General features: G+C 67.7%; 12 protein-coding genes. 5 read left to right on the forward strand and 7 right to left on the reverse strand.

The features are described 5' to 3' along the window. Window positions 1-130: 130 nt before the first annotated feature. From J3U95_RS17635 to J3U95_RS17650, 4 genes are all read right to left on the reverse strand, one after another. Window positions 131-3,934, reverse strand: a complete 3,804-nt coding sequence (locus tag J3U95_RS17635; protein ID WP_208279969.1) for a beta-galactosidase — start codon at window positions 3,932-3,934, stop codon at window positions 131-133. Window positions 3,935-3,980: 46 nt separating this feature from the next. Beyond that, window positions 3,981-5,012, reverse strand: a complete 1,032-nt coding sequence (locus tag J3U95_RS17640) for a glycoside hydrolase family 43 protein (protein WP_208279970.1) — start codon at window positions 5,010-5,012, stop codon at window positions 3,981-3,983. Window positions 5,013-5,081: 69 nt separating this feature from the next. After that, window positions 5,082-8,246, reverse strand: coding sequence for a TonB-dependent receptor (locus J3U95_RS17645; protein ID WP_208279971.1), 3,165 nt, complete (start codon window positions 8,244-8,246; stop codon window positions 5,082-5,084). 197 nt (window positions 8,247-8,443) lie between these two features. Further along, a complete protein-coding gene (locus J3U95_RS17650; RefSeq protein WP_208279972.1) occupies window positions 8,444-11,392 on the reverse strand; it encodes a glycoside hydrolase family 2 protein in 2,949 nt (982 codons plus the stop codon). Window positions 11,393-11,592: 200 nt separating this feature from the next. Between J3U95_RS17650 and J3U95_RS17655 the strand changes: the two genes are divergently transcribed. The 5 genes from J3U95_RS17655 (at window position 11,593) to galK (ending at window position 19,414) form a co-directional block, all read left to right on the forward strand. Further along, window positions 11,593-12,402: an NAD-dependent epimerase/dehydratase family protein gene (locus J3U95_RS17655; RefSeq protein ID WP_208279973.1), complete on the forward strand. Its 810-nt coding sequence runs from the start codon at window positions 11,593-11,595 to the stop codon at window positions 12,400-12,402. A 7-nt stretch (window positions 12,403-12,409) separates the two neighbouring features. After that, window positions 12,410-15,184 (forward strand): glycosyl hydrolase 115 family protein, encoded by a 2,775-nt coding sequence (locus tag J3U95_RS17660; protein ID WP_208279974.1) that lies wholly within the window; start codon window positions 12,410-12,412, stop codon window positions 15,182-15,184. Window positions 15,185-15,470: 286 nt separating this feature from the next. Next, window positions 15,471-17,141, forward strand: coding sequence for a sodium:solute symporter family transporter (locus J3U95_RS17665; RefSeq protein ID WP_208279975.1), 1,671 nt, complete (start codon window positions 15,471-15,473; stop codon window positions 17,139-17,141). A 34-nt stretch (window positions 17,142-17,175) separates the two neighbouring features. Continuing rightward, window positions 17,176-18,240: a UDP-glucose--hexose-1-phosphate uridylyltransferase gene (locus J3U95_RS17670; protein WP_208279976.1), complete on the forward strand. Its 1,065-nt coding sequence runs from the start codon at window positions 17,176-17,178 to the stop codon at window positions 18,238-18,240. A 7-nt stretch (window positions 18,241-18,247) separates the two neighbouring features. Next, window positions 18,248-19,414 (forward strand): galactokinase, encoded by a 1,167-nt coding sequence (galK, locus tag J3U95_RS17675; protein WP_208279977.1) that lies wholly within the window; start codon window positions 18,248-18,250, stop codon window positions 19,412-19,414. A 3-nt stretch (window positions 19,415-19,417) separates the two neighbouring features. On the opposite strand, the gene J3U95_RS17680 is transcribed toward galK, so the two are convergent. The 3 genes from J3U95_RS17680 to J3U95_RS17690 all read right to left on the reverse strand — a co-directional run bounded on the left by J3U95_RS17680 (window position 19,418) and on the right by J3U95_RS17690 (window position 24,128). Further along, the gene (locus J3U95_RS17680; RefSeq protein WP_208279978.1) at window positions 19,418-20,716 is read right to left on the reverse strand and encodes a glycoside hydrolase family 28 protein; all 1,299 of its coding nucleotides are present in this window, start codon (window positions 20,714-20,716) and stop codon (window positions 19,418-19,420) included. 19 nt (window positions 20,717-20,735) lie between these two features. Continuing rightward, entirely contained in the window at window positions 20,736-23,513 is a 2,778-nt protein-coding gene (locus tag J3U95_RS17685) for an exo-rhamnogalacturonan lyase family protein (protein WP_229519912.1), read from the reverse strand. 96 nt (window positions 23,514-23,609) lie between these two features. Further along, a complete protein-coding gene (locus tag J3U95_RS17690; protein WP_208279979.1) occupies window positions 23,610-24,128 on the reverse strand; it encodes an RNA polymerase sigma factor in 519 nt (172 codons plus the stop codon). Window positions 24,129-24,233: the final 105 nt, after the last annotated feature.

Here is a 24,233-nt window from a genome sequence, read left to right on the forward strand (position 1 = left end):
GGTCAGAGTCAAATTTCCGAGCAATTGCCCACCAAATTAGTAGGGTCAGAGTCGAATTATTGGCCAATTGATTTACTGAAGTTGGCAAACAATTCGACACTGACCCTATTTATTGGTTGGATAGGGGTTGCTATTTTTGGGGTGGCTCGTCGTTGCCTTTCATGATTTCGAGGGGGACGCCGCCGCGGGTGGTGCGTAGGGGGAGGAGCTTGACGGGTTCCAGGGCGTTTTCGGGGCGGCCGTCAGTTGTTACTGCGAGCGCTACTGTGTTTTCGCCGTTCGGGTTCAGGATGCCCGGGGGGATGACGAAGGTGCGTTGGGGGCCGATGTGGGCGATGAACTGGCCCATGTTCCAGCCGTTGACGAAGATTAACGCGCGGTTGTCGCGGTCGGAGCGGGGCTTGGCGGTGTCGCCGAAGGCCAGGGCCAGCTGGACGTCGTGGTCGCGCGGCAGGTCGAGCTTGAATTGCGTGCGCAGCCAGTAGGTGCCGGCGGCTGGCGGAGCGTCGGTCGGGCGGGTGGACTGCCAGCCCTGGGATGGGGCGGATGGCAGGTGCCAGCCGGCGCGTTCGCCGTACAGGCCACCGTTGTTCATCGGGCCGCGCACGCGGTCGACCAGCTCCTCGCCGCCCTGGCGGCCCTGGATGCGCCAAGCGATCGGCGTGCCGAAGCGCTGGCCGCCGCGGCTCGTCAGCGACGCCGAGATCAGGCCGCGCGCCTCGCGATGGAAATCGTCCGCCATCAGGTTCCAGTTGTGGCCATTGTTGCGCACCATGACCGCGATTACATGCTCGCCCGGCGTCAGCTTGCCCAGGTCGAGCTTGACGCTGTCGGTCGTCTCCGGGAACGAGCGGCCGGTGTCCAGCTCGTGCTGGCCGACGAAGCGGCCATCGATCCACACCTGGATCATGCCGGCGCCACCTGCGCCGTAGAACAGCTCGAGCTGGTTGGCCTTCGGGTCAAGGCTGGTGAAGCGGCCGCGATACCACACGTCGCCGTGGTGGAAGCCGTAGTCGCTCATCGCCAGCGTTGGCTGGCCGCGTTCAGGCATGGTCCAGGTCTGGGCCGCCGACGGACGCCTGTCGGCCTGCACCCAGGCGCTGTCGTCGAAGCGCGGCGCTGCCTCCAGGCTGTCCATGCGGCGGGTCCAGGTCAGGCGCGCCAGGTCCGGCACGCGCACCGCGGCCGGCCCCTTAAGGCCAGCGGCGCGCACGCTGCCATCGGTCTGGCGCGTGAGCGCGAGGGGCTGGCCATTGAAGCTGGCTGTCTCGAACGCCGGGCCCCAGATCTCGATGGCGCCATCCTGGTCGACGTCGCCCGTCATCGTCAGCGCGCCGTCGGCGAGCCGCGCCGACCGCACCAGGGCAGGCGTCAGCTGCAGGGCGCGCCCAGCCCCGGTGTCCTGGGTCCAGAACTGCATGCTGGTCTGTTCGTCCGCCAGCAGGAGCAGCATCGGGGCGCGCCCGCCGCCCGAGATGCGTACCCGCGCCAGGCCTTCGTGCACGTAGTTCAGCACCAGGTCGCCCTTGGCAGCGTCCCAGCGCGATTGCACCCGGCCCGCCAGCACCTCGACCTTCGGCGCGCCGGCATAGCGCAGCACGGTCTCGCCCTCCAGGCCGTCGCGCCCATGCAGCAGGACGATGTCGCGCTCGCCGTCGCGCAGGTGCGTCTGCAGCTCGGAGGTCGAATACACCAGGCGCTGGCGTTCCATATCGTAGGACGCCAGCAGCATGCGCGCGTCCTGGCCGCGCAGCAGCGACGCGATCGTGTACTCGCCGTCGCGCGTGGCCAGCCTGACGCTGAAGCGCTCCTCGCCCTTGCCATCAGAGGGGTTATGGGCCGCGAATACCACGTGGGTCCCCAGGCGCTTGTTGACGTTATGGTAGACCTTGACCTTGCCGTCCGCCGGCGCCAGCGGCGGCCCCTTGTCCATCTCGGCCAGCACCGCCTCGGCGGCCTGCACGAACATGCCCTGCTGCTTGAGCGCGTAAGCCTTGGGACGCAAGCCACGGTCTTCCGAAATCGCCGCGCCATAGTCGTACGAGGTGTAGACCACCGGGCCGGCCAGCCAGCCCCAGGACGTGCCGCCGAAGGTCATGTAGACGTTGTGGATCGTGATCCGGTTGATCAGGTTGGTGCCGTAGAAGACCCGCTGGTAGCCCTTGCCCTGGCGCTCGGCGGTGCAGGCATAGGTGCCGTTCGAGCCCCAGTAGTCGAACCAGCCGCCGCCCAGTTCCGCCGCGAAGCCCGGCGTGGCGGGCGAAGACAGCGCGCCCGCACGCGGGCCCGGCGCGCCGTAGATGCCCCAGTTGGGGGCCTTGTTGGCGCCCGCGGGACTGGCGTGCACGTCGCAGCTGCCGCCCGGGTAGCCGTCGAAGGCGTAGATGTCGGTCGGGCCGGGATTGGCCCATGCCGCGCTCGAGTCCTTCGGCGTCCAGTCGGGCAGGCGCCCGGCGGCGTTGTGGAAGAACGGCACCGTGATGCCGTCGCGGCGCGCCTTGCGCGCCAAGTGCTCCATCTGGCGCACATGCTTGGGCTCCACCTTGCCCAGCTCGTTCTCGAGCTGGTAGGCGATCACGTTGCCGCCGCCATCGGTGACCTGGTGGCGCGCGATGATCGCATTTATCTGCGTCATCCACTCGTCCACGGCCGCCAGGTACACCGGGTCGTCGGTGCGCGCCTCGCCGCGGTTGCGGAACATCCAGCCGGGATAGCCGCCCCCGGTCAGTTCCGAATTGATGTAGGGTCCGGTGCGGGCGATGATGTACATGCCCTCCTCTTTCGCGATCTGCAGCGCGCGCTCGACGTTGCGGATGCCCGAGAAATCGTAGACGCCCGGCGCCGGCGAGTGATAGCCCCAATCGAAATAGAAGGCCACGCCATTGAAGCCCAGCGCCTTCATCTTTTGCATCACGTCGCGCCACAGGGCCGGATTCGGCAGGCGGAACGGGTGGATCTCGCCCGACCACACCACCACCCGCTTGCCGTCGATCTTGAGCGAGTACTGGTCCCAGCTCACCTTGCGCGGCTGCCCCTTGGGAGCGGATACGCCGGCCAGCGCCTTGCCATCGGCCGCCAGTGCGCTGAATCCGGACGCCATCGCGGCAGTGCCGGTCAGGCGCCGCCGTTCGCTCCAGCTGCGGCCCCCATCGGGGCTGTCGGCATGCCATGCGCGCCGGGCGGCGTCGACGCCATACAGGCGCAGGGCCGATCCATGGCGCACCAAGGCCGCCGCCGTCATGCCGGCGCCGAGCTTGTCGAGCGTGGCGCCGATCTTCCACGGACCGGCAAGGGCGTGGGCGCGCGCCAGCACCAGCCGGCCGCTTTGCTGGCGCGCCACCGCCAGATAGCCTTCGCCATCGCCCAGCACGGCCGCCTCGAGGTGGCCGGCCAGCCCTTCCAGCCGCCGTGGCGCCGACCAGTTGGCCAACTGCGCGTCCGGCCCGACCACGTGGACGCCACCGGCGCTCGAGAACACGAGCTTGAGCGCTCCGTCACGTTCGCGCACCCAGCCAGGCTTGCCGGCCTGGACCGCGCCGCCCAGTGGAAGGTCGCGAATGAACTCCCAGTGGCGCAGGTCCTGCGAGCGGGCCAGGCCGATGCCGCCGGCGCCGTTCGCATACGCCAGGTAGTAGCGGCCGTCGGCGTGCTGCGCCAGCGCCGGATCGCGCAGCGCGCCGGATGGCGGCGTCCAGGTCTCGGAAGCCAGTGAGGTGAAGTCGGCGCCGTCGTGCGAGACCAGGATGCTCAGCGCATTGGCCGCGCCGGCCGTCAGCGCCGGCATCAGGACGACCTGGCCGTTGCTGTCGCCCGCCTTGCCGGCGTCACGCGTCGCCTGCTGGCCCGAACCCTGGGGAATGCCGAGCTCCTGGGCCGAAGCCAGTCCTGCCGACCACAGGGCGGCGCAAGCCGCCATCGAGAGATACCACTTCATACCGCACTCCTTTGCTGCAAATCGTTACCTGGAACGTCGACTTTCCTCATTGCTTCTTTACCTCCCTATCGGCGACGGGTTCGCCAAAGTCCGGCATGCCGTCGGCGCGCCAGCCGATCGCCTGTGCGCGCGTATGGCGGTTCGGGTCGCGCAGCGGCTCGCCGGTGATGTCGCGGTAGTTGCGCGCGTGGTAGACCAGGATATCGGTCTTGCCGTCCGGGCTGGTGGTGAAGCTGTTGTGGCCCGGTCCATACTGGCCAGTCTTGTCGCTGCTGCGCAGCACCGGTTGCGGCGACTTGGTCCAAGATGCCGGGTCCAGCAGATCTGCATCCTCCTTTGCCCACAGCAGGCCGAGCGCATAGTTGGCGTCGGTGGCGCTGGCGGAATACGTCATCAGGACGCGGCCATTCCTGACCAGCACCGCCGGCGCTTCGTTGACCCAATGACCGATCTTTTCCCAGTCATGCTCGGGACGCGTCAGCAGCACCGCCGGCTGGCGGATCGCCAGCGGCCCGTCCATCTTCGCCAGGTAGATATTGGTGCCCTTGCTGCCATCCGGCGCGACCTGGGTCCACGAGAGATAGCGCTGGCCGCGGTGCGCGAAGGTGGTGGCGTCGAGGGCGAAGCTCTCCCAGCCGGTCTTGAGCTGGCCACGCTCGATCCATTCGCCCTCGAAGGGATTTTCTGCGCCGTTCTCCAGCACGTAGAGCCGGATCTCCCACACCTTGTCGGCGCGGCCGGCGCTGAAGTACAGATACCACTTGCCGTCGATGCGGTGGAGCTCGGGCGCCCAGATGTGTGCTCCCATCTCGCCGCTGGCATGCTTGCGCCAGACGACCTTCGCTTCGGCCTTGCCGAGTGCGTCGAGGCTGCGCGCACGGCGCAGCTCGATGCGGTCGTACTCGGGTACGGTAGCGGTGAAGTAGTACCAGCCGTCCGGATGCGGGGTGACATGGGGATCGGCGCGCTGGCGCACCAACGGGTTGGCGAATCCGGCGTCAGGCTCGGGTGCGGGCGGGGCCTGACAGCCAGCCAGAGCCAGCGAGATGCACAGGACCGGCAGGGCAATGAGTTTCATGGTGTCCTCTCAAGCGAAAAAGCCAGCCACCCCATCAAGGGTGGCTGGCTGCAGACATCGGAAGCGAAATCAGATCTTGACGCCCAGGGTCAGGAAGTAGCGGCGTCCCGACCATGCCAGTTCATTGATCCGGAACGGATCGCCCGCATCGCTGCGCTGCACCTCGTCGGTCAGGTTCTTGCCCTCCAGTGCAAGCGACACGCGGTCGTTGAAGCGCCACTGGATCTTCGCATCCAGGAAGCCGGTCTTCTCCTGGAACACCGGGTTGCCCGAGACGTCGTTGGCGCCGGTGAAGAAGCGGTCGCGGTAGGTATAGGCCAGACGCGCATTGACCGGGCCCTGGTCATACCACAGCGACAGGTTATAGGCGGTTTTCGACATGCCTGGATACGGCAGCACGGTGTCATCGAGCAGATTCAGGCGCTCCTTGCCCGGCGCGTACTTGTAGTCCATGCGGGTATAGTTGGCGTCGACGCCGAAGCCGCTCAGCCAGCCCGGCAGGAAGGTCAGCGCGGTGCGGCCGGCCAGCTCGATGCCCTTGGTGGTGGCGCCCTCGCCGTTGACGGCCTGGGTGACGTTGAAGCGCTGGCCATTCTTGAAGATGTCGACGTCGCGGGTGAGCACGCGCTCGATCACGTAGCTCGAGATGTCCTTCTCGAACACCGCCAGCGACAGTTGGCTGTCCGGGGTCGGGTAGTACTCGAGGCTGAAGTCCGTGTTGGTCGAGCGGTAAGGCTTCAGGTCCGGATTGCCGGCGGTGCAGGTATCGACGCCTTCGCCGCCGAACTGCGGATTGCCGCTGCCCAGGACGCAGGTGGCGTTCGGCGCCAGCAGGTCCATGCGCGGGCGCGCCATCGCCTTGGCCCAGCCGACGCGGGCCAGGAATTTATTGTCGATGAACCAGAAGGCGCCATTGAAGCTCGGCAGCCAGTCGTGATATGTGTTGTCGACCGTGACTACCCCATTGCTCATGACGACGTCGGTGTAGGTCGAGGAGCCAGGAGAGGTTGCGGTACGCACCGAGTAGCGCTGCAGGCCCGTGGACTTGTTGTCGGTGCGGGTGTAGCGCATGCCGATATTGCCGTCGACCTCGTAGCCAAACAACTGGGTGGCCCAGTCCAGGCGCAGATAGGTGGCGGCGATCTTCTCTTCCACGCCGAACGCCGGGATCTGCGGATAGGTGTTGCCGTCGCTGCCAGGCGAGTTATACAGGTAGTCGTGGTTGAAGGCCGACGTGTCGAAGTACGGCGCCGCATTCGCGAACACCGGCGACATCCAGCCCGATGGCATGCCCTTGACGTCCCCGAGGCCGCCGAAGAAGGTGCCGGGCGAGCGGCCGCTGACGGCATTGATCAGCGCCGCCATCTGCGCCGCGTTGATATAGCTGGTCGAGTAACCCGAGTTGATGAAGGACTGAGTGTCGTTCGGACGCTGCGCACCGCCGGTATAGAACGGATCGTAGATGGCGGTCTGGTTGACGTTGGCGCCGCGCACATTGATGTCGTCGGCCGTGGAGCTCAGGTTGGCGCCATTGCTGGCGAGGTAGCCGCCACCGTTGTACTGCGTCGATTCGGCCTTGCGCGCCTGGGCGCCGAACGACACCCTGGTGAAGAACGGCGTGGTGAGACGGTAGCGCAGGTCGATCTTGGCCTGGTCTTCCTGGTTCTTGGTCTCGCTCGGGCGGTACTGGAGCTGGGCCTGGACGTAGGAAGCCGGATCATCCGGGCTGTAGCCGGCCGGGAAGGTAAAGTGCGGCAGGCCCTGGTCGTCCAGGGTCACCTTCAGTCCCGGCGCATTCTGGGTCAGCGCGATATTGTTGCTGTCGCTGTCGTACATCGAGCGCGACGTGCCGAACAGGCCCTCTACCTCGAGGCGCTCGCGCTTGAACAGGAAGCCAGAGGTCGTATAGCGCGAATCGATATCGAGCTGGAAGTCGCGCGCCGAAGTGCCGAAGGCGCCCTGCCCGCCACGGCCTGCCGCGTACAGGCAGTCGCCGACGGTGTAGGACGTGACGTGGTGGTTCGTGATCACCATATCGTCCGGCGTCGTGGCCGCCGGGACGCACGTGCCGACGGCGGTCGGCACGCCGGTGGCCTGGTTGTAGACCGGCGCCTGGCCGGCGTTCGCCAGGCGCGTCGCATCCGGGAAGTCGGTGCCGAAGTTGCGGTCGTTCAGGCGCTGGCGCTGGGTATTGGCCTGGTAACTGACCCAGGCATTGAAGTTCTTGCTGAATTCGTACTGCGCGGTGACCTCGCCCGACGAGCGCTTGTGGTCGCGGGTCCAGATGCCGTAGCGCGCAATGCCCGGCGAGTAATCGAACCATTGGCGGCGGCAGGCGTCCGCCTGGGTGGCGCTCAAGCCCGAGGTAGCGCAACTGGCCGCATCGCCGATCGCGGCCAGGCGCGGATCGGTGCTGACCACGGTCTTCTCGGGCGACTTGTCCCAGTCCTGGATGAAGCGCCATGACGTGTTGCGCGCATAGTCGTTGCGGGTGTGCACCTCGTCGTACACGAAGTTGGCCATCAGGCCCAGCTTGCCGTTCAGGTACTTGTCGGCCATGTACAGATTGCCGCGCGGTTGCACCCCGCCACGCGAGGTCGAGTGCTCGGCCGCGATGCTGGTGCCGATGGTCGGCTCCTTGAAGTCGAGCGGCTTGCGCGTCTTGATCGACACCGAGCCGCCCACGCCGCCCTCGGTCATGTCCGCGGTGATGCCTTTATAGACGTCGATCGAGCCGATCAGCTCCGACGCCAGCTCGCGCAGCTCGGCGCCGCGACCGGCGCCGCCGCCAGTACCAAGTACCGACATGCCGTTGATCTCGATGCGGTTCAGGTCAGGCTCGACGCCGCGGATCGAAATCTGCGACCCTTCGCCGAAATCGCGCGACAGCTGCACGCCGGTCACGCGCGACAAGGCTTCGCCCACGTTCTTGTCGGGGAACTGGCCGATATCTTCGGCCACGATGGAATCGGACACGGTGCTGGCGCGCAGCTTGCGGTCGATGGCCGATGCCACCGAGCGGCGCGTGCCGGCGATATGGACCACCGCTGGCGCGGTCTGGGCGTCGCTGATGGTGGCCGGCGGCGCGCTCGCCGAAGCTGCGTTGGAAGGTGCGGTCTGGGTGGCTTCCTGCGCCAGCGCGCCGTGCGCGGCCAGGATGGCGATCACTGCGGCTACCGCGCGCGCGCAGCGGGTCGGGTGCAGCACTTGCGTGCGTGTCGTTGCATGGTTCATCGGTTGTCGTCTCCAAGGGCTCTGTTATAGGTGTACTGCTTGGCCTTGAAAACATTCTATGTGCGTACAGTTGCCTGATCCCGTATTGCATTGAAAGAATCATGCACCTGATCGAATGGGGCCCATCCAACCGGGAATCGCTCAAGCGATTGAGCGATTCCCGGGATCTGCGTGGTGCGCAAGCCGCACTGCCCGCATCAAGGAAGCTCGTAGAACTCAGCCTCGATGATCGACAGCTGCGAGCGCGCGACCTGCCGCGCGCCGGTGTCGGCATTGGCCTGGTTGGCCACCTCGAGCATCCGGATCGCTCCCGCGTCATCGGCCTGCCCATCGAGCGCGATCTTCACCTCGCTGCCGCGGCGCGGGGCCAGCGGCAAGGTGACATAACCCAGGTTCTTCAGCGTCGTGCCCCGGTATACCTCGGCGCCGTCGACAAGCACCCGCAGCGGATAGCTGCGCTCGCGCCAGCCGGTCAGCTTCAGGACCAGCTCGCGCAGTAGCGCCGGCCGCGCCAGGCGATACGTGATCTCGGCCGGTGCTCCGGGATCGTTGGCCCAGCTGGTGGTCTCGTCATCGTCGACCGACAGTGCCGCGCGCTCACCGTTGCTGGCCGCCGTGCTGCCTGCCACCGGTACCGCGATGCGCGATGGCGCGAACGATGGCGTCGACGGTGTCGGACCGCGTGCGAGACGCAGCGGTGGTGGTGGCGACCGCGCCGCCAGGCCGCCCCTGACCGCGACCGGCGTCGACTCCAGCGTGAACTCGGCCGGCGCCAGGCCGTCGGCGCGCGCCCGCAGCACGATCTTGCCGGCCTGGGTCGTGCTGCGCACCAGGACGCGGTTCACGCCTCCTTCCAGCGGCAGCGCGCGCGCCAGCACATGGTTATCCGGCCCTTGCGCGATCCCGCCGCGCCACTCGGCCGGCCCCGCCAGTTCGAAGCGCACGGTATCGAGCGCCACCGGATTGTGCCGGCCGGCGGCGTCGACCGCCTCCACCTGCAGCAGGGCCAGGTCGGCGCCGTCGGCGCGCAGCCCATGCGGGGACGGGATCGCCGACAGGCGCAGGGCGACTGGCGGGCCGGCCGTGACAAGCGCCGCCTCGCATACCTGGCGCCCACGCGCATCGATGCCCACCGCCTTCAGTTCGCCCGGCTCGAACGCCACCCCATCGAAGGTAAAGGTGAAGCGGTCGCTCTGGCGCGCGGCGCCGAGGTCGCGGCCGTTGAGCGTCAGCCTGACCTGTTCGGCGCTGGAGATCACGTGCACCGGCTTGACCGTCCCCGGGGCATAGTTCCAGTGCCCGACGATATGGGCGCGCGGGCGCTCGACGTCGACCCAGCCATCCCACATCACCTGGTGGGCGAAGAAGGCGCCCTTTGGAATGCGCATCGCGTCCACCTCGCCGCTGCGGCGGAAGTTCTCGGCGCCGCGGTGGTGGGTATTACTGTCGGAGAAAATGATGTTGACGCCGCCGCTCGAGACGCGCGTGCCGGTGCCGGGGCGCTCGCGCCAGTAATCGTGCCAGCGGCGCACCGCCTCGAGCGCGAAGCTGTCGCCGTTGCGGTTGTAGGTGGCCGCGCTCTGCCCCTTGTAGGGCGGGCCGTCGCCGTCCTTGTGGAACGGCGGCGAGAAATCGTCCCAGAACTTGCGCGCTCCCTCGTCACGCATGTATTCCATGGCCCACATCGGATTGCGCGCGCTCTTGTTAATGTACAGCATCTCGCCGCCGTACTCGGCCACCTCCTGCAGCGCGCCGCCCAGCATCTCGCGGCTGCCGGCGGCGCGTCCGCCATGCGGGTCGTAGCGGTCGCGCAAGGCGCGCATCTCGGCCATGTGGGCCGCGCTCACGCCCTTGTTGCCGGACTCGTAGAACAGGATGCTGGGGTTGTTGCGAAAGTAAACGATCGCGTCGCGCATCGCCTCCACGCGCTGGCCCCAGCGCCGGTCGTCGACGTCGCGCTCCGAGTCGCCGGCCGGCATGGCCTGGATCAGGCCGACGCGGTCGAGCGATTCGACGTCCTGGCGCCACGGCGCCACGTGCATCCAGCGTATCAGGTTGGCATTGCCCTCCACCGCCAGGCCGTTGCTGTAGTCGCTCAGCCAGGGCGGCACCGACAGGCCCACCGCAGGCCACTCGTTCGAGGTCCGTTGAGCGTAGCCCTTCATCTGCAGCATGCGGTCGTTCAGCCTGACCATGCCGTCGCCGAAGCCGGTCTTGCGAAAGCCGGTGCGCGTGACGACGCTGTCGAGCGCCTTGCCCTCGACCCTGAGGGTGGTGACCACGTCGTACAGGTAGCCGTAGCCCCAACTCCAGAAATGCAGCCCATCGACCTTCGCCCTAGCGCGCGCGGTGACGGTGGCGCCGGCGGCGACGGTCTGCGGCGCGGCCTTGAAGCGGGCGACCGCCTTGCCGTCCTTGTCGCGCACCTCCACCTCATACGTGAAGCTGCGCGCGCAGGGCGAATCGTTGCGTACCTCGGATTCGGCCGTCACCGTCGCGCTGCGGCCCGGGATGTCGAAGTCGCGCGCGTAGACGTAGACGCCGGTGGTGCCCAGGTTCGAGAACAGGGGCAGCGTCTGGTACAGCGAATCGGTGACGTGCAGGCGCACGTTCTTGGGCAGGCCACCGTAGTTGGCGTTGAAATTGCGATCGGCCCACTGATAGCGTTGGCCAGTGGCCTGTTCACGGTAGTCCCAGCGGTTGTCGGTGCGCACCGCCACCACGTTCTCGCCCGCGACCAGCGCGGCGCCGATGTCGAAGCCGAAGGCGGTCACCCCGTTCTCGTGCAGGCCGATGCGGCGGCCGTTGACGAACACCTCGGCCGCCTGGCGCGCGCCTTCGAACTCGATGAATACCTTTTGACCTGGCGCGCGGTCCTTGACGGTGAAGCGCTTGCGGTACCAGGCGATCCCGGTCGAATGGTCGACGATGTCCCTGGCATAGGCGTCGTCTTCGTTCCAGGCGCGCGGCAAGGTCACCTGCTTCCAGGCGCCGTCGTCGAACGCCGGCTGGTGGGCGCCGGCGGGGTCGCCGACCATCAGCTTCCAGCCGGGGTTGAAATCGTATTCCGCCCGGGCGGCCCAGGCAGGCGTGCCTGCCGATGCCGCGATCAACAGGGCGGCCAGGGCCGATGCGGTGCGATCCATGTATGTCTCCATCCGTCGATGTCGTTGCAGCTAATGTATTAGTGCGCCAGCGCCCGTATTGTTCAGCATCCGGCGACTCGTGTGGCGCCTGGCCGCCAATCACTCAACATCGTGACCGATCGCACCGCCCGGATTGACGAACGCGCCGATTCATCCGGTAATGACGCTCCTGACGTGTTTCATCCACCAGCATCGACATCATGAGCAAACCCTTCAAACGCATTCTTCTCACCGGCGCGGGCGGCAACCTGGGCCGCCGCCTGCGCGAACGCCTGCACGACTTCGCCGACATCGTGCGCCTGGCCGACGTGGCCGACATCGGCCCCGCCCGTCCGAACGAGGAAGTGGTGCAGTGCGACCTGGCCGACCGGGCGCAGGTGATGCGCATGTGCGAAGGCGTCGACGCGGTGCTGCACTTCGGCGGCGTGTCGACCGAAGTCGAGTTCGCGCCCATCATGCAGGCCAATATCCTGGGCATGGTGAATCTCTATGAAGCGGTGCACAAGCTCGGCATCCGGCGCGTCGTCTTCGCCAGCAGCAACCACACGATGGGCATGTACGAGACGAGCCAGCGGGTCGACGCCGGCATGCTGCCGCGCGCCGACGGCTACTATGGCCTGTCGAAGGTCTGGGGCGAGAACCTGTCGCGTTATTACTGGGACCGCTTCGGGGTGGAGACCGTCTGCATCCGCATCGGCTACTGCTTCCCCGAGCCCGTCACCCACCGCCAGATGGTCACCTGGCTCAGCCTGGACGACCTGGTCGAACTGCTGCGGCGCGCGCTGGTGACGCCGCGCGTCGGCCACACCATCGCCTTCGGCGTGTCCGACAACCCGGGGCGCTGGTGGGATGACCGCGAGGCGCGCCACCTGGCGTTCCAGCCCAGGGACAGCTCGGCGCAGTTCACCCTGGACGGCGGCCGGCCGTTCGCCTATCCGCCGGAGGACGACCTGAGCACCTTCCTGCAGGGCGGCGTGTTCGTCACCACCGGTCCAAAGTATCCTCAGTAAGGCCTCGATGAAGATCCTCGGCCTGCTCGCCCTCGGCGCGCTGCTGGCGGGCGGCGCCGCCCATGCCCGCCCATTCGCGCTGGACCGCGACGGCGCCCTGCCCATGCTCGTCACCGACGGCAGTGTTACCACCCGCCTGGCCGCCGACCTGCTGGGCCGCGACCTGGAAGCGCTGACCGGGATTGCCGGCCGGCGCGTGGAAGCATTGAACGACTGCCCTCGGCGCTGCATCGTGATCGGCACCGCCGACAGCGCGCTGGTGCGCGAGGTCGCCGGCGCCATCGGCGCCGACCTCGCGCCGCTGGCCGGGCAACGGGAGCGCTACATCCGCTCCATGGGCCGCGCCGACGGCCGCGAGGTGCTGCTGATCGCCGGCGCCGACCGCCGCGGCGCCGTGTATGGCGTGGTCGATGCTTCGCGCGACCTGGGCATCTCGCCGTGGGAATGGTGGGCCGACGTCAGGCCGGCGCGCAAGACCGGGCTCACGCTTGACGGCACGCCGCGCCTGTCCGCCGCGCCGTCAGTGGCCTGGCGCGGCATCTTCATCAACGACGAGGACTGGGGCTTGCAGCCTTGGGCTGCAAGAACTTACGATCCAGCCGGAGACATCGGCCCGCGCACCTATGCGCGCGTGTTCGAGCTGATGTGGCGCCTGAAGGCCAACCTGCTCTGGCCCGCCATGCACGACAGCACCAGGGCCTTCTATACGATCCCCGGCAATGCCCAGGCGGCCGACGACCATGCGATCGTGGTCGGCACCTCGCACGCCGAGCCGATGATGCGCAATAACGTCGGAGAATGGCAGACCTCCTTCGGCGACTTCAACTGGTTCACCAACCGCGACGCCCTGTTGCGCTACTGGCAGCAGCGCGTGGACGAGGTGAAGGGTTTCGAGAACGTCTACACCCTCGGCCTGCGCGGCGTGCACGACTCGGCCATGGAAGGCGCCAGCGGGCCGGACCAGGCGCGCGCCACCGTGGAGGAAGTCATCGACTCGCAGCGGGCGATGCTGGCGCGCAGCCTCGGCCAGCGCCCCGAACGCATCCCGCAAGCCTTCACGATGTACAAGGAAGTGCTGGACTACTACAACCGCGGCCTGCAGGTGCCGGACGACGTCACCCTGGTCTGGCCCGAGGATAACTACGGCTACCTGAACCAGCTCGGCACGGCGCGCGAACGCGCGCGCAGCGGCGGCAACGGCATCTATTACCACGTGTCGTACTGGGGCCGCCCGCACGACTACCTGTGGCTCGGCACCACCCACCCGGCGCTGATCCGCGACCAGCTCCAGCGCGCCTGGGCCACCGGCGCCCATCGCCTGTGGATGCTGAACGTGGGCGACATCAAGCCCAACGAATACCTGGCCGAGTACTTCCTCGACGCCGCCTTCGACGCCAGGGTGCTGAACCAGGACCCGGCACGCCACCTGGCCGATTGGGCAGGAAGGCAGTTCGGCGCCTTTCACGGCGAAGAGATCGCGGCGATCATGCTCGACTACTATCGCCTGGCCTGGGAACGGCGCCCGGAATTCATGGGCTGGAGCCAGACCGAACCCACGCGCCCGGTGCGCACCACCGAATACGTCCGCACCGGCGGCGAGGAAGCCGAACGGCGCCTGGCCGCCTACCGCGCGCTGGTGCGGCGCGCCGAAGCGCTCCAGGACAGGCTGCCGGCGCAGCTCCACGATGCCTGGTTCCAGCTGGTGCTGTACCCGGTGCGCTCCAGCGCCAGCCTGAACGAACGCATCCTGAAGCTCGACCTGGCCGCCGAATACGCGCGCCAGCAGCGGCCCTCGTCGAACCTGTACGTGCACCAGGCGCGCCAGGCGCATGCCGCGATCGCGGCCGATGCCGCCGCCTACAACGCGCTGGCGAACGGCAAATGGGCCCATTTCATGGACGTCGCGCCGCGCCGCTTGCCGGTGTTCGCGGAACCGGCCTACCCGACCTATGACGCGTCCACGCGGCGCGGCTGCGGCCTGGTCTACCCGGCGCCGCATTCGATCGAGGCCAGCCAACTGGTGGTGCCAGCCGGGCGGGGGGTCAGCCACACGCTGACGGTGGTCAGCCATGGCGGCCAGGACGCCGCCTGGTCGGTCGCACCCGGTGCGCGCGGCGTGCGCCTGGATGCAGCCTCCGGCCGTCTCGATGCCGCCAACGGCCACGAGCAGCGCCTGGTGCTGCATGTCGACGGAAGCGCCAGCCCCGCGCTCACCCTGCGCTGCGGCGCACAATCGCTGAAGGTGAACCTCCAGGCGCTGGCCGCCGACGCTGGCCTGCCGGGCGAGCGCGAACGCATCGTCGTGCTCCCGGCGGCCAGCGCTGCAATGCCAGCGTCGCCCGACTGGGAAGCCCTGCCCGGCTTGGGCACGTCGGGCAAGGCCATGCGCGCGCGCCTGGACCTGCCGTCGCGCGGCCCGGAGGCGCTGGCGGGCGTGGCGCCGCTCGAGTATCGCTTCCAGACCCGCAGCGAAGGCGGCGCCACCCTGCGCCTGGTCGCCGTGCCCGTGCATGCACTGACGGCCGACAATCGCCTGCGCATCGCCGTCCAGCTGGACGACGGGCCGCTCGAGACCTTCGACTACACGACGGTCGGCCGCAGCGACGAATGGAAGCGCAATGTGCTGGGCAATATGGCGGTGCGCAGCAGCGCGCGGGCGCGGCTCGGTCCGGGCCTGCACACCTTGCGCGTCTATGCGCTCGATCCGGGCGTGGTGCTGGACCGCATCGACGTCGTGATGGATGGGGCGCCGCAATACTATGGCATGCCACCAAGCGACTGACGCGGCGCAGGTCGTGGATAACGAAATCACTAGAAAGGTATTCGCAATGCATGATTCGAAAGAAATCGACGGGAAAGGCTTTCGAAAGGCTTCGAAATTGCTATTTTCTCTCATTAATCGCGAGTTCGAGCAGAGCGGCCACCCGGAAACGAAAGTTCTGCGGTACTATCGCTGAGCTGGCGCAATGACGCACCACAGCAGCGGCGACGGCCTGGCAAGCGAGGCCGCGCCCGACCGATAACCACGACCGGGACATGAGACCCCGGCGGCATAGAGACATCGACCCATGACCCCATTCACCACGCTCGACACGTTTGTCTTCCTGGTTTACTTCGTGGCCATCTCGGCCTACGGCATCTGGATCTACTGGCGCAAGAAGCGCAGCAGCGGCAAGGCCACCCACGACTTCTTCCTCGCCGAGGGCTCCCTCACCTGGTGGGCGATCGGCGCTTCGCTGATCGCCTCGAACATCTCGGCCGAGCAGTTCATCGGCATGAGCGGCTCCGGCTACCGCATCGGCATGGCCATCGCCGTCTATGAATTGATGGCCGCCGTGACCCTGGTGATCGTGGCCGTGTTCTTCATGCCGGTCTACCTCAAGAACCGCATCTACACGATGCCCCAATTCCTCGAGCAGCGCTACGGCAAGGCGGTGGCCACCACCATGGCGGTGTTCTGGCTCGGCCTCTACGTGGTGGTGAACCTCACCGCCATCCTCTACCTCGGCGCGCTGGCGATCAGCAGCATCGCCGGCCTGGACGTGATGGCCTGCATGCTGTTCCTGGCGGTGTTCGCCACCGTGATCACGCTGGGCGGCATGAAGGTGATCGGCTACACCGACGTGGTGCAGGTGCTGTGCCTCGTGATCGGCGGCCTGGTCACCACCTGGATCGCCCTCGACCTGGTGGCGGCGCTGGCCGGCGGCCAGGGCGCCCTGCGCGGCATGAGCGAGCTGTACCTGCGCGCCGGCGAGCATTTCGACATGGTGCTTTCGCGCGACAATCCGAGCTATATGGACTTGCCTGGCATGTCGACCATCATCGGCGGCATGCTGATCGTGAACCTGAACTACTGGGGCTGCAACCAGTACATCATCCAGCGCGCGCTCGGCGCCGACCTGCATACCGCGCGCAAGGGCCTGCTGTTCGCCGCCTTCCTGAAACTCCTGATGCCGATCATCGTGGTCTTGCCGGGCATCGCCGCCTATGCGCTCGACCGTTCGGGCACGCTGGGCGACGCCATGCGTCCGAACGGCGAACTCAATCCGGACCGCGCCTATCCGACCCTGCTCGCCCTGCTCCCGGCCGGCATCAAGGGCCTGGCCTTCGCCGCGCTGACGGCGGCCGTGGTGGCCTCGCTGGCCGGCAAGGCCAACAGCATCGCCACCATCTTCACGCTCGACATCTATAACAAGCACTTCAACCGCGAAGCCAGCGAACAGAGGATGGTGTGGATCGGCCGGGTGTCGGTGGTCGTCTCGATGGCCATTGCGGTGCTGCTGGCGCCACTAATGGGCATCGACAAGAAAGGCGGCTTCCAGTACATCCAGGAATACACCGGCTTCGTTTCGCCCGGCATCCTGGCGATGTTCCTGCTCGGCTTCTACTGGCGCAAGACCACGGCGGCGGCAGCGATGTTCGCCACCATCGGCGGCCTGGTGTTCTCGGTATTCCTGAAATTCCTGCCGCTGGCGATGGACCTGTCGTTCCTGGCGCCGATCGGCTTCGCGGTCGACAACGGCGCCGGCGTCTACGAAATCCCCTTCCTCGACCGCATGCTGATCGTGTTCATCATGGTCGTCATCGGCATGGTAGTGATGAGCAAAATGGCCGAGCAGGACGGCACGCTCAAGCGCATGCACATCGACCGTTCGCTGTTCCGCGTCGATGGCGGCTTCGCGCTGGGCTCGGCCGTGATCTGCGTGCTGCTGGTCGCCATATATGGCCTCGGGTGGTAAGCTCGAAAACCAACCGACCATGACGAGGAACGCGATGTTCAACCCTACCGATCACCCGCACCGCCGTTACGATCCGCTCGGCGGCGACTGGATACTTGTGTCTCCCCACCGCGCCAAGCGCCCCTGGCAGGGGCAGCAGGAGGCCCCCGACCGCGCGCCCAGGCCGGCGCACGACCCGGGCTGCTACCTGTGCGCCGGCAATGTGCGCGTCAATGGCGAGCGCAACCCCGACTACCAGGGCACGTATGTGTTCGCGAACGATTTCGCGGCCTTGATGCCCGACACCCCGGAGGCGCCGCCGGGCGCCGATCCGCTATTCCAGAGCATGAGTGCGCGCGGCACCAGCCGCGTGATCTGCTTCTCGCCCGACCATGCCAAATCGCTGCCCCAGCTGCCCTTGCCGGCGCTGCGCGAGGTGGTCGACACCTGGTGCGAGCAGGCCGCCGAGCTGGGCGCCAGCTACCGCTGGGTCCAGGTGTTCGAGAACAAGGGGGCGGCGATGGGCTGCTCCAACCCGCATCCGCATGGCCAGATCTGGGCCACCAGCTTCCTGCCCGACCTGCCCGCGCGCGAAGACCGCAATCAGCGCGCCTACCACGTCGAGCATGGCCGCCCGCTGCTGCTCGACGTCGCCGAGCGAGAGGCGCAGGCGCAGGAGCGGGTGGTGGTCGAGACGGCGCACTGGCTGGCCGTGGTGCCGTACTGGGCGGCCTGGCCGTTCGAGACGCTGCTGCTGCCCCGCTTCAAGGTGGCGCGCCTGGAAGACCTGGAAGATGAACAGCGCACCGACCTGGCGCTCGCCCTCAAGCGCCTGACCACCCGCTACGACAACCTGTTCCAGACCTCGTTCCCCTATTCGATGGGCTGGCACGGCGCGCCGTATGGCGGCGACGACAATACCCAGGCCTGGCAGCTGCATGCGCACTTCCATCCGCCGCTGCTGCGTTCGGCCTCCGTACGCAAGTTCATGGTCGGCTTCGAGATGCTGGCCGAGGCCCAGCGCGACCTGACGCCGGAACAGGCGGCCGCCATGCTGCGCGCCGTCTCCGACGAGGTGCACTACCTCGATGCCCCTGATACCCCTGCCTCCAACCCTTGAGCGCACGATGAGCGATTATTTGACGGCCAGAGCGGCCGACGTCTTCCTGGCCGCCTTCGGCCAGCCGGCCACGATCCGGGTCCAGGCCCCGGGCCGGGTCAACCTGATCGGAGAGCATACCGACTACAACGGCGGCCTGGTGCTGCCCTGCGCCATCGGCTACCGCACGGTGATCGTGGCGCGCCCGCGCGATGACCGCCGCATCCGGGTGGTGGCCGCCGACTACGACGACGCCATCGACGAATACGCGCTCGACAAGCCGATCGAACGCCTGGCCGCGCCGATGTGGGCCAATTACGTGCGCGGCGTGGTGCGCGAGCTGCTGCAGCGCGAGCCTTTGGGGCACTCCTTCCTCGGCATGGACATGGTCATCGCCGGCGACGTGCCGCAGGGCGCCGGCCTGTCTTCCTCGGCCTCGCTGTCGGTGGCGGTCTGCACCCTGTTCTCCGCCCTTCCCGACTACCCGGGCCTGGGACCGATCGAGGCGGCCCTGGTCGCACAACGGGCGGAGAACGACTTCGTCGGCTGCAAGTGCGGCAATATGGACCAGATCAGCTCCGCCTGCGGCGTCCAGGACCATGCGCTGCTGATCGACTGCCGTTCGCTGGAAGTCAGCCCGGTGCCGATCCCGGCCGGGGCTGCGATCATGATCGTCGAATCGCACATCACCCGCGGCCTGGTCGACAGCGCCTACAACACGCGCCGCGCACAGTGCGAGGAAGCGGCGCGCCACTTCGGCGTGCCGGCGTTGCGCGACGTCGACCTGGCCACGCTCGCCGAGGAAGGCGGCGGGCTCGATCCGGTCACGCTGCGCCGCGCCCGCCACGTCGTCAGCGAGAACGGGCGCGTCGTCGCGGCGGCAGAGGCGCTGGCCGCCGGGGACCTGGAGCGCATGGGCGAGCTGATGGCCGCCTCGCACGCATCGATGCGCGACGATTTCGAGATCACCGTGCCCGCGATCGACCGCCTGGTCGACATCGTCAAGGAAGCGATCGGCGAAGCCGGCGGCGTGCGCATGACCGGCGGAGGCTTCGGCGGCTGCGTGGTGGCGCTGGTGCCGGAAGAACTGGTCGAGGCCGCGCGCCAGGCGCTGGCCCGCGAATACCGGGCGCCGAACGGCGCGCAAGCCACCGTGCACGTCTGCCGCGCGGCTGCCGGCGCCGGCAGCCTGTAGGAGCTACAGCACCGCTTTCTTGCCATTGACGATCACGTTGTCCAGCCGTACACCGCTGGCGCCGGCGATATCGAGCTTCGCATCGCGCAGCGCAAGCTCGATGTTCTTGAACACGATGTCGCTGATCTCGGTCTGGCCGGGATTCGGCCGGATGCGCCCGAAGCCGCCGTAGCGGCCCTTGATGCCCTCCAGCCGGATATTGCGCACGATGGATTTCGGCGGCGGCGCGCCCTTGAGGTCCACGTACTGCGTCCACGGCTGCACCGACACGATGGCGCCGCGCTCCGACTGCAGATTCAAATTGCGCAGGTGGACGTTCTCGTAGTGCTGGGGCGTGTCCGGACGGAGCTTGAGCACCGCCACGTTGAGCACGTGGCCCGTCACCCGGCAATCCTCGACCAGGACGTCGCGCACCAGGGTCGCTTCGCTGCCCAGGGTCATGACACTATGGCCGCGCCTGAATTCGCAGTTGCGCACCCGCACGTCAAGCACCGGCGGGCTGTCCTTGTCCTGCAGCGCGAACGGTCCCTTGGAACCCTTGGCGGCGATGCAGTCGTCGGTCACCGAAAAATAGCAGCCGTCGATCGTCACCCGCTGGCAGCTGTCGAGATCGATCCCGTCGGTGCTCGGCGCCTGCTCGTAATCGTCCGGCACCACGAAGCGCGCGTTCTTGACTGTCACTTCCTGGCAGCGGTACAGGTGCAGGTTCCAGAACTGCGAATCCTTGAAGGTCACGCCCTCGACCGTCACGCCGCGCGAGCGCTCGATCAGGGCCAGGCGCGCGCGCGGCACGCTGATGTTCGGGAAGTTGCCCGGGTCCTTGTAGGCCTTGCGCAGCTTCCAGAAACGGTCCCATATCGGACGACCGGCGCCGTCGAGCGTGCCTTCGCCGCTGAGATGGAAGCCGTCGCAGCCGTCGGCATTGACCAGCGCCGGGTTGAAATGCTCGGCGAAATGGCCTTCGATCCGGGTGCGCCGCACGGGAAAATGCTCGAGGTCCGTCGAGCACTTGAGCACCGCCCCTTTGGCCAGGTGCAGGTGGACGCCGGGCTTGAAGAACAGCGCCCCGCTGACGAAGACGCCGGGCGGCACGACCACCGTCCCGCCGCCGCGCGCGGCCAGCGCATCGATCGCCTGCTGGATGGCGGCGGTGTTGACGGTTTTGTCGTCGGCCACGGCGCCATGAAAGGTGATGTCGGACTGCGCGGCGCCCGCCGCCAGGGCCGGCGCCGCGGCGGCGCAGAATGGCGCGGCCATGAATGAGAGCGTCAGGCGCCGGCGATGGGAATGGGTGTGCGGCATGGGCTTGTCTCCTTGTGTGTCATGGCCCCACCAGGCCGGCGGCGCGCGCCGCCTCGTCCAGCGCATCGACGGCCAGCGCCATGTTCTGGATCGCGGCCAGGCTCCACTGGGCCGAACCGTTGGTGCCGATATTCGGCAGCTCGTGTAGCTCGCGCAAGACCGCCACGCCGCCGACCTTCCTCGCCGCCGCGTGGGACTTCATGAAGTTCGAGGCAAACAGTTCGCGCCAGGCGCGCAGGGCCAGTGCCCGGTCGCGCTCGTGGTGGGCGGCGTAGGCGGAGAGGCGCGAATGCGAATCGGGCTGGGCCCGGCCGCGCGGCGCGCTGCCCAGCAGCGCGACCAGTTCTTCACCCGTTGCGTTGTAGTAGCGGCAGTACTCGAGCCAGGCCTTGCGGTAGCCCGGTTCGTCGACCAGCGTCAGGAGCTCGGAACTCATCTCGACCACGCCGAACACGCCGTTCAGTTGCGAGATGCGGGCCTGGTCGCCCGGCCCGCTGAATTTGCCGGTCTTCGGATCGTAGGGCGCGCTTGCTGCGAACCAGCGCCGCTCGAGCGCGCCGATGGTGCGCATGCCGTTCACGATCTTGTCGCGCCAGCGGGTCTCGCCGGTGCGCTCCCATTCGGCCAGCCAGGCCGCGACCAGCGAACCCCAGACGGTGCCGAACGAGGCGTCGACCAGCGCCGGCGCATCGGCCGCAGCGCCAGCCTTCGGCAGCGCGCCCGGCTTGGCGCCGGGACGCAGCTTGCGGCCGATGTCGACCTTGTGCAGGTCGGCGTCGGAATCGAGCAGCTCGCGCATCAGGTCGCCCGTGCGTTCGTCGGCGGTGAGGAAGTAATGGATGCGCCGGTAGGCGGCGTTCGATACGCGCGGCTGCTTGGATGAATCGGACCAGTGCTGCACGCCGTGGCGAGTGCCGAAGCCCTTGAACGGACCGGCGTGGTACACGTCCACTTCGCCCGTATGCCGCGTCATCGCCTCGGCGAACTTGAAGATGTCGGCGCGGCCGGTGCGCAGGTAGCTGTACCACAGCCACAGGTCGGTCGACAGCTCCGAATTGTCCCAGGCATAGCCGCCGATATCGTAGCGCCACATGTGGCGGTCGTTGTCGTAGGCGTGCATCACGTCGCCGTAGGACCAGAAACCATACCAGCGATGCTGCTCGACTTCGCGCAGGTACTGGTCCAGCCTGAAGGCCAGATGATCCTCGATCAGCTTGCGCGCCGGCGTGCTGCGGTCAACCACGTCCCAGTCGCCGAACACGCCGCAGGCGTGGATGCGGGCCGGCTCCAGCACCAGCCGGGCCGGATTGGCCACCTGTTCGGCCATGTTCGAGATGTCCTGGTGCGAGGGCGTGGTGCCCAGCACCCACAGTTGCAGCTCGGTGGTGCGCGCCACGCCGGGCGAGGCATCCCAGCCCGGCTCGTAATCCTCGTAGGTGATGTTCAGGCCCGCGATCTGCGCCTCGAAGGTGTCCATGCCGTCAGGCGAGCGGTAGGGGCGCATGTCCATCGCCGGGCCTGACGGCGACCACATCCAGGCGGTGACGTCGGCCATGCCGGTCGCAGCCTTGCGCACGTCCAGCTGGCTGGGCGCGCGCTGCCAGAAATCCTTGAAACCGAGCGCCACGCCGCCCGTCGCGCCACCGGCGTACACCAGGCCCTTGGTACGCGTGCCGGCATTGGCGTCGATCCAGGCGTGGCCGCTGCGGGTGCGCTTACGCAGCACGAAGCCGTCCGGCGTGGGCTGGGCTAGCATGAAATCGCCCCACTCGGGAATCCAGCGCAGGCCATCCTGCACCGGCTTGGCCATGCCGGACAGCGGAGGCAGCGCCCTGCCGGCCACCTGGGCGTCCTTGTATTCCTGGCCGGGATCGCGCCGCAGGCCGGTTACCGGCCGCACCGCCTCGCCCCACACGCCGACGCCTTCGCCGGCGAAGCGCACGTGGCGGTCGTGGGTGGCGTCCAGCATGGATACCCTCGCCGTCACGCCGAGTCCTCCGATGAAATCCCGTGCCGGGTCGCCGTCATAGATGAAGGAGTGGACGATGCGCACGCTGTCCGAACCGGCATAGAAGTACAGGCGCACCGAGAACGGCAGCCATTCGCGTCCGGCCCCCGCGCGCGCGGCGTGCACGCCGTCGAGCTTGACGACGGCCCGCACCGGACCATCCTGCTCCAGCGTGACGCGCGTGACCTTGCTGGTGAAGAGTTCGCGGCGCACGCTGCCTTCGCCTTCCGGCTCGGCTCCATCCTGGCGCAGCGCGACCAGGCGCAGGTGCTGCATCGTCACCCGGCCGGCGCGGGTCGCGCGCTCGACCAGGTATTCGCCGCTGGTAGGCACGGTCCACGTCAATTCGCCGGCGCTCACCGTGAGCGCCTCGCCGGACTGCCTGACCGATACGCCTGCCTTTGCCGTGCCGCCGCCCGTCTCCAGGCTCCAGCCGGAAGCGGTCGCGCCGCCGGCCACCGCATGCGCCGTCCATTTCAGCGAGCCATCCGGCCAGTAGGCCAGCGGCCACGATTGCAGCGCCGGGCCATTCGCTCCCAGCGTGAATCGCAGGGTCTTGTCGGCCGGCAGACGCAGGGTGCCGCGCGGCCAGGGCACGCCCAGGGTGGCGCCTTCGAAGCGCGCCGGCGCCTGGCCGTCGAGCCAGCGCAGCGCGGTGCCGGCGACCGGCTTGCCTTTGCCGCCGACATTCGCGGTGGCGGCATGGGAGGCGAACGGTGCGCCGGGGACGGCGGCCAGTGCGGCCGCCAGCTGCACGAAACGCCTGCGGGATGATTGAAATGGTGGCAAGCGGCGTCTCCATCTGATATTTCAGTGCGATGGATTATGCGGCCGTGCGCCGCGCGTTGGACTTCCCGACCAGAAATAATCAAGCAATGGATCGATTCACGCGCAAGCCGCCGGCTCGCAGATCATCTCCGCCAGCAAGCGCGATCCTTTCATCATCTCCTTTTCGACCACGTTCTCCGACAGCCCCAGGCAGGCCGCGGTTTCTAGCTGCGACAGGCCCTGGATCCTGCGCGCCCGGTAGACCTGCCGGCAGCGCCGCGGCAGCCGGTCGATCAGGCCCAGCACCCAGCGCAGCTCCGAGCGCGCCATGGCGACACGTTCGGTCGACGGGCTGGCCTCGGGCACATCGAGGTCCTCCAGGCTGGCCAGCATGTCGATCCGCAGCGCGCAGTCACGACGGAAACGGTCCAGCATGATGTTCTTTGCGACCTGCATCGCGAATGCCCTGGGCGTGGCGATGTGCTCGACCGAGGCGCTGCGCAGCAGGCGGCAGTAGACCTCCTGGACCAGGTCGTCGACGTCGTCCGGCGTCGCACACAGCCGCCGCATGCCGGCGCGCAGCTCCGCCTCGAACGGCAGTACGTTGACGGTGACCCATCCGCTGTTCAACGACATGGTTCGTTGGATCCTCATGTGGATTGAAGGCTCCCCAGTATTTACACCTTTTGGTTTCGTTGGGCCTTCTATCGCCATTCGATCAACAACTTGATCTTTACGGTC

Source organism: Massilia oculi (assembly GCF_017582745.1).
Lineage (GTDB): Bacteria > Pseudomonadota > Gammaproteobacteria > Burkholderiales > Burkholderiaceae_D > Telluria > Telluria oculi_A.